Below are 19,490 nucleotides of genomic sequence, written 5' to 3'. Positions count from 1 at the left end.
TAAAGAATGGCAGGTTATTACATGTATAAGCCGCCATTGACATTAATTGATTGGCCTGTAATATACGTAGCTTGTGCAAGGAATAACACCGCTTCTGCGATTTCTTCCGTTTGCCCCAAACGCTGCATTGGTATTTTTGAAATGATGCCTTCTTTTACATTGTCAGGCATTTCTCCAACCATTTCTGTTTCAATGAATCCAGGACAAACAGCATTGACCGTAATACCGCTTCTCGCAGTTTCCAATGCCAGTGATTTCGTTAAACCAATTAATCCAGCTTTTGAAGCTGCATAGTTTGATTGCCCGAATCCGCCCGACTGTCCGATGATTGAGCTTACGTTAATGATTCGACCAAATTTCTGCTCTAACATATGATTAATAACTTCCGAAGTTGTATAGAAAACACTGTTTAGATTGACGTCGATTACCTCGTTCCAATCCTCGTTAGATAGTTTGCGGAACGTACGGTCCCTCGTAATACCAGCATTATTCACGAGGATATCGATCTTGCCAAAACGGTTTTTCACTTCTTCCATAAAGCTTTTTACATCGTTCGGTTTAGATACATCAGACTGAATTGCACAAGAAATTCCACCTTGTTCCTCAATTTCCTTTACAACAGCCTCGGCACAATCCGTTCTCGATTGATAATTAATCGCAACATATGCCCCATTTTCAGCCAATAATTTAGCGATTGTTGCACCGATTCCCCGTGATCCACCTGTTACAACTGCCACTTTCCCTGCAAGTGGTTTACTACTTATACTTTTTCCAGTTAGTTCGATTACACTCATCGCCATCGATACATACACTTCCAATCACTCTATTTTTCAGCCATTTAGTTGAATAGTTGTTTTATACTTTTTTCTCTTCTTTCACTGTTCCCACTGGTTTTTCTTTACCTATTACTTCAAGCGCTTCAAGCACTTTATCTAATTTCTTTTCAAGGTTTGAGACGGATTTTCTTAATTGGCTAATTTCTTTTGTAGCATCAAGTTTACTCAGTTCTTCGTCGAATTTATCATCAAGATCGTCCAATTTTCCTTCTAAATTAATGACGAGTGACGCGACGTCTGCAAGTTCTCCGCGCGTTGGTATATTTACTTGTTTCAGATAGGACTCAGTTGTCTCTTTTGTTAGTTCCTGATATTGCAAATAATGGTTTAAGGTCTCCCCCATTCCTTTGGAGAATGATTCCTGCTTTAGTGATTCCTGGATTGCATCATTCCAGTTCGCTTCGGTTTGATCATAAATGTTTTTCCACATTTTAAACGGATCCAGTGGCAATGTTTGTGACAAAACTTCATCCCCTTATTCGTATTAAGCTCAGTGAATACCAACTGATCCTCTGTATATAATTATACGGACGATTGATTACCGATTAAATAAACAGAAAGGGCTAACTATTCTTGCTTCTACTCGCTTATCCAACAACAATCGACATGAAACACTATATTATAAGGTTTGTGTGGGCTAGCCGTAATGGAACTCTAGTTGGCATTCCACTTCTAGACGACTTTACCAATGTATGAACGTTGCCTATTACATATGAATAAAAAAAGCATTTACTTGGACTCTTTACGAATTGGCATTGCCAAATAATCAAATATTCAAATTTGACAAAACAATCACATAGGTGTAAATTACATGTATGGACATTTCCAATGATTGGTTGGTGATAAACGATGGATTCAAAACAGGAGACAACTAAGAATGATAAAAGTGTCAATTTAGGAACTCCAAAGAATTTCCTGATTCCAATCATGCTGTTACATCTACGCGATTTCAATTCTCATGGGTATGAATTGATGCAAAAGATCACACAGTTCGGATTCGATTCAGTTGATCAAGGGAATCTTTATCGGATTCTACGTCAACTTGAAAAGGATGCAATGGTCACGTCTGAATGGGATACGACATCCGGTGGACCAGCAAAACGTATTTATACGATTACGGCAGCCGGTGAGCAATATTTAGAGGTTTGGGCAAGTTCGCTTGGACATTACCAAAAAATGCTAGATCAGTTTTTCAATTTATATAATCCATTTTTCACTCCTTACAAGTCACCAGCGAAAAGTTCAGATGAGGAATATTAAAAAAGGGTCCAATGCACATTAGTTGCATGCAACATATAGTACGCTATGTTTCACGGTTACACTAAAAAGGGGGAAGTATGTATGACTACGAAAAGAACTGAAGATCAACAATCACTTAACGCTATAGATTCAATCTGGGATGGCTGGTTGAACAGTTTTAAAACACTTCAAGGATTCCAGGCTGAAATCGATGAAAAATCATTACAAGCAATCGATAATCAAAAAGAAATGCTTAATTCTACACGCGGAATATTGAGCAAAATTGAAGAAGAGGCAAATAAGAAAACTGAAGAGTTGAAAACAAGCTTGCAAAACACGATGAATACGATTGAAAAAGAGCAAGTCGGGTCAGCTGTTTCCACCTGGATGAATCAAATTGAGGATATTAACAATTCGGTCCAAGCGCTCTCCTGGGCTCCTAACAAAGCCATGTTGGATTTGTTTTCGCAGTCCCAAGATCAATTTCAAACGAGCGTGAAAGAAGCTTTGAGTCAGCAACAACAAGCGCGTTCTGAAGTACTGGAAACAATTGAAAAATTAACCGAGCAAATGAAACAAACGCAAAAAGGACTTCTACCATCCATTTAATAGTCAATAACGTCGAGCTGTACGTAATTGAAATTCGGGTTAACAGGGGGAGTTAGGACAGTGCCAACCTATGACGAGTTAAAAATCGGCGATAAGGCAAGCTTTTCTAAAACCATTTCTGAATCTGATATTTATCAATTTGCCGGTATCACTGGCGATTTCAATCCATTGCATATTGACGCTGAATATGCAAAAAAGACAGTGTTTAAAGAACGCATTGCACACGGCATATTAACCGCTGGATTCATTTCATCTGTATTAGCGATGAAGCTGCCTGGACCAGATACGATTTATCTATCACAGAACCTTCTCTTTAAGGCTCCGGTTAAAATTGGAGACACTGTCAATGCGGAAGTCGAAGTGTTAGAAAAAAAAGACTCAAAAAAAATCATTCGCCTCCGTACACTAGTAAAAAACCAACATGGTGAAATTGTCATTGATGGAGAAGCTGTTGTGATGAAGTGAGTTTTTCAAGCATGTCGTATTTGCACTTTTCTTAAGCACTTACATGTTGTTTTAGATACGAAAATGATTAAACCGCTGGCTCAGGAATACCTGCCAGCGGTTTAGTTTTGATTGGGATACTTATCCCCGTATTTCCTGGGTTCCTTAAACTCAGCTCCAATGTGGAACCATTCTTTCGTGAAGCATTTCTCGGTATTGTTCCGTTGACTTTGGCAGGATTTCATTTTTCTCGTAATCGAAGACAACACCATATTTCCGTATGAGGTCAAGCTGGTCAACCTCTCCTGACAAATACAACTTTGCTACCTTTTCAATATCTTCTTGCAGCCATGCCTTTCGATTAGCCCGAATATGCTCGCGTGCAATTCTCGTCCCTTTTTCATCAAGTTCAAATAAATCTAGATCCCGATCGATTTCAGTAATCACAACACCATAGTCCTTTTTCGCTCGTTCAATTGATACGTATTCGTCAATAACATCCTCAATCACTGCATTGGGATCTCGTTTTAGCGGGTCTCCAAGACCGCCACCGCCCGCTGAAGGTCTCAAAAATGAATCTCCGCTATTTACTTTAACATTGGAGAATATCGCCCCTAAATACTCCTTATTTTCTTTTTCCGGGTTTAACCAGGCACCATGAGGCGAGGAAGGTAATCCACCAAAAAGCCCCCATGTAATAGATCTTGATCGATCACAGCAATAAGACATAACTGTATCTGTCACGGCTGTTAAAACGCCGCCTTTTTCAATTCCGCATCCTCCACGGTATTCACCGGGACCACCAGAGTCCATCATAATTTCATGTTTAGTTGTAACAACCGGCGATAATCTTTCTTGGCCTTCACAAGATTGAATGCTCAAGCCTACGCCAAACACTGGTGATAATGCGTTTGCCCCATCTCGATTATTTCTACCCCCATGACCTCCAGCCATCCAGTCGTACCACATAAAATACTCTTGTTCTTTCTTTCTCGTATCCCAACCACCTACCAGTAAGTACTCTAGGTTAAACGAGCAAGCTAGTGCTCGTTCCGGAAGAATCGTTGACCACAGCTCAAAACAAGCATTCATGATTTTCTCATAGGCACCGGAACAAAAGCCTGTAACAGCAACTGGACAAGGTGCATTGACAACTGAGTCTTCAGGTAATTCAACATGAACAACTCTGTAAAATCCTGAATTCAGTGGGATTTCCGGAAAGAAAGTCTTTGTTCCAGCATAAGTTGCCGATAGAGAAGCACCATATCCTGAATTTAGAAAACAACCTATATAGCTGTGTGAGCCACTTAAATCATAAAATATCTCGTCATCTTTAATTGTCATTTTTACGTGGATTGGAATCAGTCCATCTCCCACTTCCGGATCCATATCAATGAAATCCGTTGCTTCCCATGTACCATCAGGTAAATTTTTCACATTCGCTCTTGTTACACGTTCCACATAATCTTGTACTTCATCGAAAGCAATCAGGACTGTCTCTACTCCATATTTATGAATCAATTCGAGTAGTTGCCGCTCCCCTACTTTCGTTGCCTCCACTTGTGACCTTAAATCTCCTAGTCTTTCTTGCGGAACACGCATATTGGACACAAGTAAATTTGCTACATCTTTTAAAAACACGCCTTTGCTATAAATTCGGACTGGAGGTATTCTCATTCCTTCTCCATAGTGGTTTTTGGCTTTAATATCAAATGAGCCTGGCGTAGAACCACCCATATCTGCCCAGTGACCATTGACTTGCATATAGGCAATTATTTCACCCCTATGAAAAACGGGACGAACAACTCTTGTATCACTAAAATGTGTCCCGCCTCTATAGGGGTCGTTAACTAAAAATACATCTCCAGGATGAATATCTCCCTCAAAATCCTCAATGACTGCTTTTGCTGTTAAGTGAAGGGTTCCAACATGAACAGATATATCCTGCGTCCCTTGGGCGATTGTGTTCCCTCCTGAATCACAAAGCGCGGAACTAAAATCACGATTATAAATAACAAAAGAATAACAAGTTCTCAACACTTGTTCCGACATTTGGTCAACTAAGTTCACAAATGCATTTCTTAATACTTCAAAAGTTACGGGATCTAATTTACTCTGAAATAACTCTAGTTTTGTCGTCATCGCTATTCCCCCTTTTACTTAATGTAGTTAATAATAATATTTCGATAGTCATCTGCTATCGCAGTGAAAAATGGAGGTATTACAATCGTTGAATCCAATTGCGAAATAATTGCTGGTCCCTTTATTTCAACCCCTGTAGGAATAGCCTCTCTTGCATATATTGGTGTAGGTACAAACCCACCAGCCTCTTCAAAGTAAACAGAACGTGCTTCTTTAAATGCTGACTCTAATGTTCCTGCAATAATCTTCTTCGGAAGTTCAGGTTTCTCCACCATACCAATTGCCGCAACTCGCAATCCGTATATTTCTACATTTTGATTTTTATTAGAAAAGGCAAATTCACGTTCATGTTCCTGATGAAATTGTTCAAGTGCTCCTTCGATTGAATCTAGCGTCCGACCAATTGTAATTGCCAGCGAACGCCATTGACCCGCGTAACGCATATCGATGTAACGAATAAAATTCATAGCACTTTCATCAATCTTCTCTTCTTCTAAAAGGTTTTTCGCCTCTTTTTCCATCTCAACAAACTCTGCTTCCAATTCCTCGATTGAAACATTCTTCGCATCTGCCATAAATGTTTTTGTAATATCATGTTGAACGTCAACCATCAAGCAACCCATCGCAGCCGCTACTCCCGAATGCGGCGGGATAATAACAGTTGGGATGTCCATTTCTTTTGCCAAATAAGCTCCATGAAGCCCTCCAGCACCACCAAATGCCACAAGTGCAAAATCGCGTGGGTCATAACCTCTGCGCACTGATATTAAACGAAGTGCATCACACATATTTGCATTTGCCACTTTTAAAATCGAGTTCGCTGCTTCTGCTACGCTTAGATCAAATGGATTTCCAATGAAATCTTGAACAGCTTTTAGGGAGGCTTCCTTATCTAATAGCATTTGACCGCCAAGTAGCTTTGTATCCAACCTTCCAAGCACCAAGTTTGCATCCGTATTCGTTGGTTCCAAACCGCCGAGTCCATAACAAGCAGGACCAGGCTCAGCACCAGCACTTTGTGGTCCATTGCGTAGCGATCCCCCCTCGTCAATCCAAGAAATGCTCCCACCTCCGGCTCCAATCGTTAATATTTCTATACTTGGAAATCCGATTGGATAGCCATATTCAATGCACCAGTCCTTCGTTATTCTTAACTCATTTTCATACATTAATGAAATATCCGTACTCGTTCCTCCCATATCAAATCCAATCGCGTTTTCATAGCCACATAAGTTTGCAATATATTTACTAGCAATTGCCCCCGCCGCAATTCCGGAACCTGCCAAACGAGCAGAATAACGCGGAACCGTCTCCGAAGTCATCACTCCTCCTCCAGAGTGAAGAACTAAGATATCTCCCTCATACCCTAAGCCCTCCATCTCCACCTCAAGTTTTTGAATATAATGACTGACCGTTGGACCGAGGACAGCATTTATAATTGTTGTGCTCATTCTTTCATGTTCAAAAATTTCAGGTAAAATATCACTTGAAGCACAGATATAAACATCACCTAATTCTTCTTGTAGAATTTCTTTCACCCTTGCTTCATGCTCCCCATTGTTATAAGCATTGATAAAGCAAATTGCAACAGATTCAACACCACGTCGTTTGAGCTTAGCCCCTAGAACCCTTACTTCTTTTTCATCAATTCTTTCTACTATTTTCCCAGAGTAGTCCATTCTTTCCGTTACCTCGAATCGATCGCGGCGCTTAATATAAGGTGGTGCAACGTCATTGTAGGCATCCCATAAGTCTACTCTTGTTCCGTCGCGGATCTCCGTAACATCACGAAATCCTTTTGTTGTTACTAGTGCGGTGTTTGGTAATTTCCGTTCAATTAAAGCATTTGTTCCAACCGTAGTTCCATGTGAAAATTGCAAGATATCTTTTCCAGATAATCCTGTTTTTTTAATAGCTTCTACAATTCCTTTTTCGGGTTTTGTTGGCGTGGAAGCCACCTTTGTGATAAACATTTCTTTCTTCTTTTCATCGAAAACAAATACATCTGTAAAAGTTCCTCCAACATCGACTGCGAAACGATAATTTGCCAATCTATCCCTCTCCTTTTATCTCAACTTCAATGAAAGCGTTTTCATGACCACAAAAAAGCTAGGCTATCCAGTAGAACCTAATCAATTTGAATAACCTAACTTACCAACACCTGCAACAATAACTGCATGAAGTACTATTTTTTTAAAAAAAGACCTTCCCCAGTCGTTTCAACAATCCATTAACTTTCTTAAAAATGATAAGTTATAAGGACTTTAAAACGTCTAGAAAAGGTCTTCCTATACCTATTTATTCACTTACACAAGAGATTTTACGCTTTCCTCTTCTTCCTTCCAAGCAGGCAACATTTCATTTAGTTTTTTATCTTCACGGTACCCTAACACATATTCAGCCTGCATGACTGTATGAATCTCGCGTGTTCCTTCATAAATTACTGGCGCTTTGGAATTCCGCAAATAGCGCTCGACTGGATACTCATCCGAATAACCGTATGCACCGTGAATCTGAACAGCATCATCTGCCGCTTTATTGGCAAAATCACATGCTTGCCATTTCGCCAGTGAGGTTTCTCTCGTATTGCGTTTCCCTTCATTTTTCAGTTCGCCTGCACGGTAGACGAGTAAACGGCTCATTTCAAATCCAGCTTCCATGTTTGCGATCATCTGTTGGACAAGTTGATGTTTGCCTATTTGTTTACCGAATGTCTCACGTTCATGACAATAAGCTACGCTCGCTTCTATACAAGCCATAATTTGTCCGACTGCTCCTGCTGCAACAGTAAAACGCCCGTTATCAAGTGCAGCCATTGCAATTTTGAATCCTTCGCCTTCTTCTCCAAGTAAGTTCTCTTCAGGAACTTTGACATTTTCAAAAAATATCTCGCCTGTATTTCCAGCTCGGATACCTAGTTTCCCTTTGATCGCCTTTGAAGAAAAGCCTTCCCAAGTCCGTTCTACGATGAATGCCGATATCCCTTTATGTTTCTTTGATTTATCGTCTGTGTATGCAAATACTAGGAAGTTATCAGCTTGATCACACAAGGAGATCCATGTCTTCTGTCCATTTAAAATATAATGATTGCCCTCTTTTATAGCCGTCGTTTGCATTGCTGCAACGTCCGAGCCCGCTCCAGGTTCAGTCAGTCCAAAAGCGCCAATCTTTTCACCTTTTGCTTGCGGAATTAAATATTTACGCTTCTGTTCCTCGTTACCCCATTGAAGCAATGTCATGCTATTTAAACCCGTATGGACCGAAACAGCAGTCCGGAAAGCAGTATCTCCGCGCTCAAGTTCTTCGCAAACAATTGCCAATGAATTATAATCCATCCCACTTCCACCGTATTGTTCAGGTATACAAACACCCATTAATCCAAGTTCAGCGAGTTTCGGCAAAATAGACGGATCATATTTCCCTTCACGATCCCAGTCCCCGATATGGGGCATAATTTCCTTATCAACAAATCCTCTTACCGTGTGTCGTACCATATTCTGCTCTTCTGTAAATGAAAAGTTCATACTAACATCTCCCTTTTATATATTCGTATTTGGTATGCCTAAACGACCGATTATTTCAACATTATGTTCTCCCGGATTGGGTGGATGATGTCTCATTTTGACGGGTGTCCGTGACAATTTTAAAGGACTGCCAATCATTTTTATCTTTCCAGCAGTTGGATGTTCATGCTCGATGAACATATTGCGTGAAATCAATTGCGGGTCATTTACGACTTGTTCCAAGTTTTGGATTGGACCGCATGGAATATTATTTTCTCGGCACAACTCATGCCAGTGTGCAGACATTTTTGTCGAAAAGACAGCTTGCAATAAAGAAATCAATTCTTTTCGATTTTCTACTCGCTTTGGATTCGTCTTAAAACGTTCGTCATTCGCTAGTTGTTGAACATCCATTATGTTGCAAAGGGATGTAAACTGATTGTCATTCCCGACTGCAATGACAATTTCACCATCTAATGTTTGAAATGTTTGATACGGAACGATATTGGCATGTTCATTGCCAAGTGCTGTCGGAATCTTTCCAGACATCAAATAGTTACTTCCTATATTAACCAATGCACTAACAGCTGTGTCGTATAGGGCTATATCCAATTTCTGCCCTTTTCCAGACTGTACCCGTTCCAGTAATGCACCTTGAATGCCAATACATGCGTACAATCCTGTCAAAACATCTGTAATGGCCACTCCCGTTTTTTGTGGTCCGGATTCTTTGTTTCCCGTAATACTCATCAGCCCACTCATTGCCTGAATGATGAAGTCATAACCAGGAGCATTTCTGTCTGGGCCTGTTTCCCCAAAACCAGTAATTGAGCAATAAACAAGACGTGGATTGATTTCCGCAAGTGTATCGTAGCCCAAGCCGAAACGCTCCATCGTACCAGTCTTGAAGTTATTTATTAACACATCACTCTCGCGAATGAGTTGTTTTATAATTTCAACCCCGTCTTCGGACTTTAAATCAACGGTGATCGCTTTTTTATTACGGTTCGCACTCAAGTAATATGCACTCACTCCGTTTTCAAATGGAGGGCCCCATTTACGCGTTTCATCACTACCACTAGGTGATTCCACTTTTATCACTTCTGCTCCGAGATCACCTAATATCATCGTGCAGTATGGCCCCGCCAACACACGTGATAAATCAAGGACTCGAATTGTATCCAGTGCTCCAGTCACATTTTCACTCCTCTTTTTAAACAATACAAAAAACCAATTCAAATAGACTACAGTTTCGCTGTAAGTCTAATTGAACTGGCTTTTATCTGTGAATTAGTATCCGGAAAGGATTTTGAACAGATTAGGCAGCAATGGTTTTTCATGAAATACTGATCATGCGGTATGAACGTTTAAACGTTTCAGCATGATTCCTTATCTCTTACATTATCATATTCGCACATATTTGTAAATATTTAAAATAATTGATTTGTTATACAGTTATTTTCCTTGAAGTGTTATTCGTTTCATATTGTTTGTATAAGTCTTTCAGAGCTGAAATTAGTGCATTTCCCGCCTTACCTAAATAATGTGTTCTTATCGCTTCGACAGGCTTGTCAATTCCATCCTGCAAGCTATACCCCCGCAGTAAATGATGAACAAAGTCCTGACCATGTTGCGTTGCCAGCGTACAACTTGCCGTAACAATCACACCATATTTCTTATCAATTTCAGCAGTAATCGTTAACGTTTCATATAAATTTTGTGCAGCCATTCCAGATGGAAGCCTCGCATGTCCCGCAATAAAAACAGTGTTCATTTAATCCCATTCCCCTCTGGACGAATTATAGCTCTCTAGTTATCTATGTTTCATCATTAAGGATAACACTTTGTAGATGAATAATGTAAATATTAAAATACCTTAGCAATCAATTACTTACGTTAACTAATCGCGATTGAAACATATTGCGTCTCTAAGAAGGCTTCAATGCCTTCACGTCCGCCTTCCCTTCCAACTCCGCTCTCTTTCATCCCTCCGAAGGGAGCCTGTACTGCCGAAGGAGTTCCATCATTCCAACCTACAATACCAAAGTTAAGTTGTTCGATTAAACGTGTGCCGGTAGAAACGCTTTCAGTGAATACATAAGCAGCTAAACCATACGGTGTGTCATTCGCTAATGCGATTGCTTCTTCCACCGTTTCCACTTTCTGAATAGGGGCTACAGGTCCAAATGTTTCTTCGTTCATGATGACCATCGACGGATCTACGTTGCTAACCACTGTAGGGGCATAGAATGTTCCCCCGTCTTGTGTAATTAGCTTGCCTCCAGTCATAAGGGTTGCTCCTTTAGATAGTGCATCTTCAACATGATGTATCACCTTATCGAGACTTGCACGATTTATTAATGGTCCAATATCTACAGTTGCATCTGCACCATTTCCTACCTTCATCTGACTAACTACTTCAGAGAACTTTTCTACAAACTCGTCGTGAATACCTGACTGTACATAAATACGATTGGCACAAACGCATGTCTGTCCAGCGTTCCTGAATGCTGAAGCAACCGCACCTTTCACAGCTAAATCCACATTCGCGTCGTTTAATACAATCAAAGGCGCATGTCCACCAAGTTCGAGTGATAATCGTTTTACTTGATGTGCACTTTGTTCGATTAGAATTTTACCTACTTCGGTAGATCCGGTAAAGGTAACTTTTCTAATTTTGTCATTTTCCATGATTGCTTTTCCGATTTCACTTGAAGATCCCGTCACCAAGTTAATGACACCTTTAGGAAACCCTGCTTTTTCACATAGCTCTATCATTTTAATAGCCGTCAACGGGCTTTCACTAGATGGTTTAATCACAATGGTACAACCTGCCGCCAAAGCCGGACCCATTTTCCGCGCTAACATGGCAGCTGGAAAGTTCCAAGGAGTGATAGCGGCTACGACGCCAACTGGTTTTTTCCACACTTGCAAACGTTTACTCGTCGTATGTGTAGGTATGACTTCTCCGTAAACGCGTTTGCCTTCTTCAGCGAACCATTCCAGAAAAGAAGCGGCACTTGTCACTTCCCCAATGGATTCATTAATTGGTTTGCCCATTTCCATCGTCATTATTTGAGCCAATTCGTCTCGATGTTCTATCATTAGTTCATAGAGCTTTTTCAAATAAGTTGCACGCTCATAAGCTGTCGTTTGCGACCAGGTTTGAAATGCCTCATAAGCAGCATCAATCGCCTCGTTCGCTTCTTTTTCCCCGCCAATTGGGACGCTACCTATAATTTGACCATTCGCTGGATTTACAATAGTTAATTCGTCCAAACTTTCTCCAACCCATTCACCGTTTATATAGAATAAATGTTGCTTCACATTCAATGTTTGGTTCATTTTCTACTACCCCCATCCTTTATTTGTCCAATTAACCATTCGGTTTCTTTATTGCAACTTATCCTTCCTCAAGTATACGCTTTATTTCTTTCTTCATATGTTCATCCGACTTCTCTATCCCGTACTTAGACATTGATACCCGATATAAGACGAAGCCTAGTAATATCCAAACAAAAATGATGATCCACTCATACGGCCAAATAAGGGCTGATGGCATTCCCGGCATATAAAGAACACAGATTCCGAAAGACATAACTGTGGCAATCCAGCCTATCGTTGTGCCTCCCCGAAGACGATAAGGACGCCTCATCTCAGGACGTTTTTTACGAAGAATGACAAACGACAGAGCAACCATTAACCAAGCGACAACTAATGCAAGTCCACCTGCATCAACAAGCCATACCAACGCGGGTCTGCCTAACAATGGCGCCAGTGTTGTTAACACCGCGATTAACAAAATCGCTTTATGTGGTGTCTTATACTTTGGATGTAGCTCCCCCAAGGATTTAGGTAGCATTCCCGCTTTAGCTAGCGCATAAATTGCACGACTTCCTCCTACATAGAAGCCAATCCAGCTCGATAATATACCACCGATTCCTCCTAACACAAGTATATTCCCCATCATACGACTGCCACCAAAAGCTTTGGCCATCGCATCAGCTGTCACTAAGCTTGAATTGGACATTTCCGAAGGCGTTAATATGAGCGATACACCGATGATGATTGCAACATACCATGTAATTGCCAGTACGACAGAGAATATTAATAATTGGCCTATCCTTTTCCGCGGAAGATTAATCTCTTCCGCGGCTTGTGGAATAACATTAAACCCAACAAACATAAAGGGCGTCATAATTAAAACAATCATGATTCCTGCCTGTCCATTTTCAAAAAGTGGTTTCATATTTTCAACATTTCCCGCTAACGAACTGCCAGTGACCAACAAAATTCCAGCGATGACAATTATCAACGTAAGAATTGACATAATGACACTTGTTAACTTAATGCCACGGTAATTTATACAAGCAATCAGAATAGAACCGATTACACCAACAGCTACCCACGTAAAGTTGACATCCCAACCTGCAATCGTGTACATATACCCCATACTGTAACTTGGTATTAAATACTCAAAAACCGTTGGAAGAGCAACCGCCTCAAATGCGACGACAGAAACATACCCAAGGACAATCGCCCATGTCGTTATGAATGAAGCAACCCTACCCATCGCTGCGTAACTATAAAATAGTTCGCCACCCGCAAGCGGAAGTGCGGAAGCTAATTCGGCATACGTAAGCCCAACAAATATTACGAGAAGCCCACCTATCAAGAATGCAAGAATTGCTCCCATGGAACCTGCTTCCGTAATCCATAAGCCCGCAGTGACGACCCATCCCCAACCGATCATCGCCCCAAAAGCAAGAGCAATAACATCCTTATTCCCCAAAACTTTCAACAATTTTCGATCTTCCATTTGTTTTCCCCCATTCAAAGAGCATTCTTTTCATGGATACTACTAATACGAAGTTTTCATTGAATAGTGAACGCTTGTTTCTTTAGGTGCTTATCAAACATTTGATAATTGACCCGCCAACTCCTGCTCAACAGCGAGAACAGCGTCTCGTAGTTTTTCAAGAAGTGTTGTGATTTGCTCTTTCGTAATTGTTAGCGGCGGTGAAAAACAGACAATATCCGTACCGTCGTACGTAACAGCTCGGCAAATTACGCCTCTTGCATGCAAAGCTTCAATCACCTTCGCCGCAACTTTCAAGTCAGGTGAGAAACGTTCATTTGTTTCAGGATCCTGGACAAATTCCATCGCACCTAGAAGCCCCATCGACCGGACATCTCCTACGATTGTCAATTCATCTTTAATTTCCTTGAAACCTTTTAATAGTTCTTCACCCATTTCCCTGGCATTTTCAACCAATCCCTCAGTTTCTACAATCTCGATATTTTTCATGGCAACAGCCGCTCCAGTTGGATGTCCACTATACGTAAAGCCGTGGAACAATACCCCATGCGACTTGTCCTTTAGCATGTCATGAATTTTATCCGATACTATGACACCACCAAGTGGGAAATACCCGCTCGTTACTCCCTTAGCGAACGTAATCATGTCTGGTTCAACATTCCAGTTTTCAATTCCAAACATTTTTCCCGTACGGCCAAAACCTGTAATTACTTCATCAGCGATGAACAAAACCCCATATTCATCACAAAGTTTACGCACTTCCTGAAAATAATCGCTTGGAGGGATAAGAACTCCGCCAGCCCCTTGCACCGGCTCAACTAAAAATGCCGCAACCGTCTCTGGTCCTTCTGCCTCAATCACTTCTCGGATCGATGCAATCGACTCGCTCGTCCCAATTTCATAAGGCGTTTTCGCATGGGCAAAGCCCGTCACCATATGCCCCGCCATATCCCAAAACTGTGGAATCCCGGTAGCACTCGTCGCACCCGCAGCAACCCCATGGTACCCACGTTTAAGCGATATAATTTTATTCCGTTCAGGTTGTCCTTGGATAATCCAATAATGACGGACCAATTTAATGGCCGAATCATTTGACTCTGACCCTCCAGATGTGAAGAATACTGCATTTAAACTCGGCGGAGCCAGATCAGCTATTTTTTTCGCTAAACGGATAGCTGGTTCATGACTGAACGTTGAAAAAGTGGAGCTAAAAGCCAACTTCTCCATTTGCTCCTTTGCCACTTCTGCCAACTCTGTTCGCCCATGCCCAACATTGACATTCCATAAAGACGACATGCCGTCAATGAACACATTTCCATCACTATCTGTTAAATAAATGCCATTCCCTTTTTCAATAATTAGTTTCGGTCCATTTTCTTGTTGCTCTTTAATGGATGATGTCGGGTGAATAAAATGCTTCTTGTCCCATTCGATTAATTCTTTCATAGTAATTCCTCCCCATTTCGATTAATTTAATAAATTCCAAACATACAATTCCCCTTAAATACACCTACTGAACTGAAAGCGCTAACACTTTTGTTAAATTGTATTCATGCCAAAAAAAGAGCCAATTATAAAGACAAGGGATTGAATAATGAAATCCCGTCTGTATAACTGGCTCCTATCTAGTTATAGCTCCATTTGTGCAATAGAGTCTGCTAGACTTGGCAGTTAGTTAATGTTTATATCATTCAATATAACAACCATTTATATATCTGTCAATGGTTTCCTGAAGGTTCTGAATATGTATTTTAATACTATTGCCAATAGTCTACTACCCTTAAAAAATCCCCGTTTCAGCCAAGGTAATCCTTACCTGTAGTCCATTTCAATCGTTTTCTTCAATTGTTTTAAGTGACGTTTTTCATGCAATCCCACAAACGGAAACCATTGAATCAATGGAACTTGCCCGAAAACCGGATGTTTGAATGATTTTTCACAAAGTACTTCTTTTGTGCTTGATTCATACACATCTAATAGGAAGAGACGCGAATCATAGAGTTCGTTTTTCATCTCTATTTTTGATTTGTACGCCTCAGTCGGTGCAGTATAGCCTGGTGCTTCCACTTTTATCAAGCGAATCGTGGAAAGTGCAATTGGTTTTTTTATCGATTTCGGGCTATCAGGATTTTTTAGTTCTTGGGCTATATTTGTCGCAATCACCGTCTCCATCCGAACAAGATGTTCGAATATTTGTTTTGGAGACCATCCGCCATTTGAAGGTATTCTGTTAAACTGCTCATCTGTTAATTCTTCAATTGATTGAAATAGTTCTTTTCGGATGACAGTGTTTTTTCCTAAATTCATTTAAATATCTCCTTTGATAACCCAAAAAGTCTTTTCCGTTGTTATTTGTTAGTAGTGTAGTACGCTACACATGACGTTTCAGTTAATAGTGTAGGCAACTGACTTAATCATCGTTTTGTTTCTTTACCTACACTAGTAGTTTTTTTCTTTTTTCGCAAGTGATTTATTAAAAAAACACCCCAATTTATGGCGATTTTAAATCACTTTAGGCGAGAATACTTTTCAGTTCATTTTTATAGTCATCGCTCTAAAGTTATTAATTCTTTTCAGAATTCGCGAACCAGTATGCCGCCCCAATGAATACAGCCCCACCAATAATATTGCCGATTGTTACGGGTACTAAATTCGCCGCCAACCCGGCCAATGAAACAGTGTCTGGGTGAGGGATCATCAACGAGAGGGAGAGCAATGACATATTTGCGATACTATGCTCGAACCCCGAGGTGATAAAAGCGAATAAGCACCAAAAAATCATAATCAACTTTGCTGTTTCTTCCTTAAGTTTAAATGCGCACCAAACAGCAAGACAGACGAGAATATTGCAAAGAACCCCCCGCACAAGTAACTCTACAAATGGCGTATTCATCTTGGTACTTGCCGCCGTATTGATATAGTCCGCCGTTCCACCAGTGGCCAGGCCCGAATAGACAAAAAGGGCCGCAACGAGAATAGACCCGGCAAAGTTACCCACATAGCTGAATGTCCAAATTTGTATGGTTTCATACCAAGTCGTTTTCTTCGTCAATGTACCAATCGTCATAATCATATTATTACTTGTGAAAAGGTCGGATCCCGCCATTAACACCAAACTTAACGCAATACCAAATGTAACACCCATAATAATTTTCGTTCCTGCAAAGCCAGTTGGACCAAGCAAGCCACCAATCGTAAAAATAAGAATGATCCCGAATCCGACGAAAAATCCCGCCATCATTGTCAATGTAAGGTATCTACTTTTACTCGTATGTAATTGATTCACCTTCGAAATTGCTGTATCACCCAGCACGGCGATTGTTGCTTTCATCTCTTTTCCCTCCGACTAACAGATATTTAGTTTTGATTCTGGTTATCCAGTATTCTCTACTTACTCAAGTATGTATTCTATCATTAATGACTATACTACTAATCGCTGAAACAAGGTATTTTCAGCGAAAGCCCGATAATAATACAAAGCCCAATACGAGATATCGGATTGGGTTGTCCTTCATTCAAACCATACATCCAATAAACTAAACCTCCTTCTAGGGCAACATTCATGGCACTTGGTAACGACACCAGACCTCTTCGTAATTCACTTGTATGTATGTTTGTCATGTATACTAAGCATAGTCCTAAACCCATTTCCCTCCTTATAAAGGGGAACTAAAAATCATTTGAGGTGTCTATCTGTGAAAAAAACGCGTTATGAAAATACGGATAAAAATGCAGCACTTGCTACGTTTAAAGATTTACTACAGTGGCGAAAAGAACGAAAAGGCAAACAGAAAGATTTATCGTTCAAAGTGCCGTTAGTAGATAAAACGGAGACAGTGTTCTTGGAGTCAAACCGGACGACTCCGACTATCACTTGGATTGGCCATTCGACCTTTTTAATCCAACTAAATGGACAAAACATCCTAACAGATCCAGTTTGGGCAAATCGTCTTGGTACGGATAAACGCCTCACACCTCCAGGTCTTGCAATTGAAGAATTACCGCCAATCGACATTGTTCTAATTTCACATAGCCATTACGACCACCTGAGCTATGGTTCTATTAAAAGGCTGAAAGGTGATCCAACCTTTTTTGTGCCAATTGGACTTGGGAACTGGTTTAAAAGAAAAGGACTCAACAAAACTGTGGAGTTTAACTGGTGGGATGAGCATCAAATGAGCGGATTATCGATTGCCTTTGTTCCAGCTCAGCACTGGTCAAAAAGAACGCTTACGGATACAAATCACTCACATTGGGGTGGATGGATTATCCAGAATTCAAATCACACAGTCTATTTCGTGGGAGACAGTGGCTATTTCGAAGATTTTCGCACCATCGGAAAAAAGTACGCAATTGATTATTGCTTGATGCCGATTGGCGCATATGAGCCGGAATGGTTTATGGCGGCCCAACATGTTAGTCCAGAAGATGCTGTCAAAGCTTTCATCGATACAAAGGCAAAGGTGATGATTCCAATGCATTACGGCGCTTATCGGTTGGCCGATGATACCCCAAAAGAAGCACTTGATCGATTACAGGCTGAATGGGAGACTAAAAAGTTAGATGGCAAGAAGTTAACTGTTATGAAACTTGGGGAAACCATTCAGATGGAGACTACAACTACTTGAGGAAAAGAGCGAACTCCCTATACTTTCAAGGGGTTCGCTCTTTAACATAGACAACTATTAAATGTCAATTCCGAAATAATTTTCGTAGTATCCCCGTGAAAAGCTCTTTTATGATTTTGAGCTCTTAAGGTGAAATTTAGGTAGCAGTTTTGCTGATGATATGTCGGAATTTTTTCTATTTAGAGCTACCTTTTTCAACTGACAGCAGACATTAGAGTAAATAAAAGCCGATTCCCATAATCAGATAAGCCGCAAAAAGGATCAGGCCCTCGAACCAATTTGATTCTCCGTCATTGCATAGAGTAATGACCAAGAACGTTGCGGATACCATTGCAACTAACTCTGGTATTGTGAAAACAAGTGACATCGGCTGCGACATGACAAGTGAAATCAATACGAGGATTGGCGCAACAAACATGGCGACCTGCAACGTGGAACCGACTGCTATCTCCACGGCTACATCCATCTTATCCTTGACCGCCATCGTGATTGCAGATACGTGCTCAGCCGCATTTCCAACAATCGCGACAATAATAACACCAATGAACAACTCGGTCCAACCGAACTTTTCACCAAGCATTTCAAATGTATGAACCAGCTGCTCTGAAACGAAAGCAACCGTTATCGTCGCCAACAATAGCACGATAATCGACTTGCGCTTCGTCCACTCCGGTATTTCCTGCTCCTCCACTACCTTATCAGAAGAGGCGAAGACGCCACGGTGCGTAACTAGTTTGAAGAACAGCCCAGCAAGATAAAGTGCGATTAGGATAACCGCAATTCCAATACTCAAGTTAAATGTCGTTTGTGTATCCATTGACATGGAGAAAATCTCTGGGATGACAAATGCCACGATGACAGCAAAAATCAGCAATCCCGAATTATATTGCGCATCATGGAGACTGAAATTTTGACGTTTGAATTTAATGCCCCCTGCGAAAAAGGAGAGTCCGAGCACAAGCAACAAATTCCCAAGTACAGAGCCTGTGAGCGAAGCCAAGACGATGCCTACCATTCCTGCCTTTAATGTAAAAATTGAAATGATGAGTTCGACTGCATTGCCGAATGTTGCATTCAACAACCCACCAATCCTTGGCCCACTTACAATGGCAAGGCTTTCCGTTGCCCGTCCTATATATCCTGAAAGCCCAATGACGCTAATACAGCAAAGGATGAACATCATGATGTCCGACCAATTTAGGAATGCACCGGCAATCACGAGTGGGACTCCGGTGATAACAAGGATAGCAAATAATCGTTTCAACAGAAT

At 40.8% G+C, this 19,490-nt stretch carries 17 protein-coding genes; 4 read left to right on the top strand and 13 right to left on the bottom strand.

Annotated elements, in window-relative coordinates:
* Nucleotides 1-17: 17 nt before the first annotated feature.
* Nucleotides 18-794: a 3-oxoacyl-[acyl-carrier-protein] reductase gene (gene fabG / locus H2672_RS09030; protein ID WP_370569628.1), complete on the bottom strand. Its 777-nt coding sequence runs from the start codon at nt 792-794 to the stop codon at nt 18-20.
* A 61-nt stretch (nt 795-855) separates the two neighbouring features.
* Nucleotides 856-1,299, bottom strand: coding sequence for a DUF4349 domain-containing protein (locus tag H2672_RS09025; RefSeq protein WP_186670981.1), 444 nt, complete (start codon nt 1,297-1,299; stop codon nt 856-858).
* A gap of 386 nt (nt 1,300-1,685) precedes the next feature.
* Between H2672_RS09025 and phaQ the strand changes: the two genes are divergently transcribed.
* The 3 genes from phaQ (at nt 1,686) to H2672_RS09010 (ending at nt 3,149) form a co-directional block, all read left to right on the top strand.
* A complete protein-coding gene (phaQ, locus tag H2672_RS09020; RefSeq protein WP_186670980.1) occupies nt 1,686-2,096 on the top strand; it encodes a poly-beta-hydroxybutyrate-responsive repressor in 411 nt (136 codons plus the stop codon).
* A gap of 81 nt (nt 2,097-2,177) precedes the next feature.
* Complete coding sequence (locus H2672_RS09015) at nt 2,178-2,684, top strand: hypothetical protein (protein ID WP_186670979.1); 507 nt, start codon at nt 2,178-2,180, stop codon at nt 2,682-2,684.
* Nucleotides 2,685-2,744: 60 nt separating this feature from the next.
* Entirely contained in the window at nt 2,745-3,149 is a 405-nt protein-coding gene (locus tag H2672_RS09010) for a MaoC family dehydratase (RefSeq protein ID WP_186670978.1), read from the top strand.
* 150 nt (nt 3,150-3,299) lie between these two features.
* On the opposite strand, the gene H2672_RS09005 is transcribed toward H2672_RS09010, so the two are convergent.
* The 10 genes from H2672_RS09005 to H2672_RS08960 all read right to left on the bottom strand — a co-directional run bounded on the left by H2672_RS09005 (nt 3,300) and on the right by H2672_RS08960 (nt 16,923).
* The gene (locus tag H2672_RS09005; protein ID WP_186670977.1) at nt 3,300-5,270 is read right to left on the bottom strand and encodes a hydantoinase B/oxoprolinase family protein; all 1,971 of its coding nucleotides are present in this window, start codon (nt 5,268-5,270) and stop codon (nt 3,300-3,302) included.
* 14 nt (nt 5,271-5,284) lie between these two features.
* Complete coding sequence (locus H2672_RS09000; protein WP_186670976.1) at nt 5,285-7,321, bottom strand: hydantoinase/oxoprolinase family protein; 2,037 nt, start codon at nt 7,319-7,321, stop codon at nt 5,285-5,287.
* A gap of 255 nt (nt 7,322-7,576) precedes the next feature.
* Nucleotides 7,577-8,794 (bottom strand): acyl-CoA dehydrogenase family protein, encoded by a 1,218-nt coding sequence (locus H2672_RS08995; RefSeq protein ID WP_186670975.1) that lies wholly within the window; start codon nt 8,792-8,794, stop codon nt 7,577-7,579.
* Between the two features lie 15 nt (nt 8,795-8,809).
* The gene (locus tag H2672_RS08990; protein ID WP_186670974.1) at nt 8,810-9,970 is read right to left on the bottom strand and encodes a CaiB/BaiF CoA transferase family protein; all 1,161 of its coding nucleotides are present in this window, start codon (nt 9,968-9,970) and stop codon (nt 8,810-8,812) included.
* Nucleotides 9,971-10,220: 250 nt separating this feature from the next.
* Entirely contained in the window at nt 10,221-10,547 is a 327-nt protein-coding gene (locus H2672_RS08985) for a DUF3870 domain-containing protein (RefSeq protein WP_186670973.1), read from the bottom strand.
* Nucleotides 10,548-10,669: 122 nt separating this feature from the next.
* Nucleotides 10,670-12,118 carry an NAD-dependent succinate-semialdehyde dehydrogenase gene (locus H2672_RS08980; protein ID WP_186670972.1) on the bottom strand — a complete coding sequence of 483 codons (1,449 nt, stop codon included), beginning with the start codon at nt 12,116-12,118 and terminating at the stop codon, nt 10,670-10,672.
* A gap of 58 nt (nt 12,119-12,176) precedes the next feature.
* The gene (locus H2672_RS08975; protein ID WP_186670971.1) at nt 12,177-13,592 is read right to left on the bottom strand and encodes an APC family permease; all 1,416 of its coding nucleotides are present in this window, start codon (nt 13,590-13,592) and stop codon (nt 12,177-12,179) included.
* 93 nt (nt 13,593-13,685) lie between these two features.
* Complete coding sequence (locus H2672_RS08970) at nt 13,686-15,038, bottom strand: aminotransferase family protein (protein WP_186670970.1); 1,353 nt, start codon at nt 15,036-15,038, stop codon at nt 13,686-13,688.
* A 366-nt stretch (nt 15,039-15,404) separates the two neighbouring features.
* Nucleotides 15,405-15,899, bottom strand: a complete 495-nt coding sequence (locus H2672_RS08965) for a DinB family protein (RefSeq protein ID WP_186670969.1) — start codon at nt 15,897-15,899, stop codon at nt 15,405-15,407.
* A 256-nt stretch (nt 15,900-16,155) separates the two neighbouring features.
* The gene (locus tag H2672_RS08960) at nt 16,156-16,923 is read right to left on the bottom strand and encodes a formate/nitrite transporter family protein (RefSeq protein ID WP_186670968.1); all 768 of its coding nucleotides are present in this window, start codon (nt 16,921-16,923) and stop codon (nt 16,156-16,158) included.
* A 364-nt stretch (nt 16,924-17,287) separates the two neighbouring features.
* Here H2672_RS08960 and H2672_RS08955 point away from each other — a divergent pair, with 364 nt between their 5' ends.
* Nucleotides 17,288-18,220 carry an MBL fold metallo-hydrolase gene (locus H2672_RS08955; protein WP_186670967.1) on the top strand — a complete coding sequence of 311 codons (933 nt, stop codon included), beginning with the start codon at nt 17,288-17,290 and terminating at the stop codon, nt 18,218-18,220.
* A 211-nt stretch (nt 18,221-18,431) separates the two neighbouring features.
* On the opposite strand, the gene cax is transcribed toward H2672_RS08955, so the two are convergent.
* Nucleotides 18,432-19,484 carry a calcium/proton exchanger gene (cax, locus tag H2672_RS08950; protein ID WP_186670966.1) on the bottom strand — a complete coding sequence of 351 codons (1,053 nt, stop codon included), beginning with the start codon at nt 19,482-19,484 and terminating at the stop codon, nt 18,432-18,434.
* Between the last annotated feature and the right edge of the window lie 6 nt (nt 19,485-19,490).

Origin of the sequence: Sporosarcina sp. BP05 (assembly GCF_014282005.1) — a bacterium.
GTDB lineage: Bacteria > Bacillota > Bacilli > Bacillales_A > Planococcaceae > Sporosarcina.
This window is presented reverse-complemented; position numbering and strand designations above follow the sequence as displayed.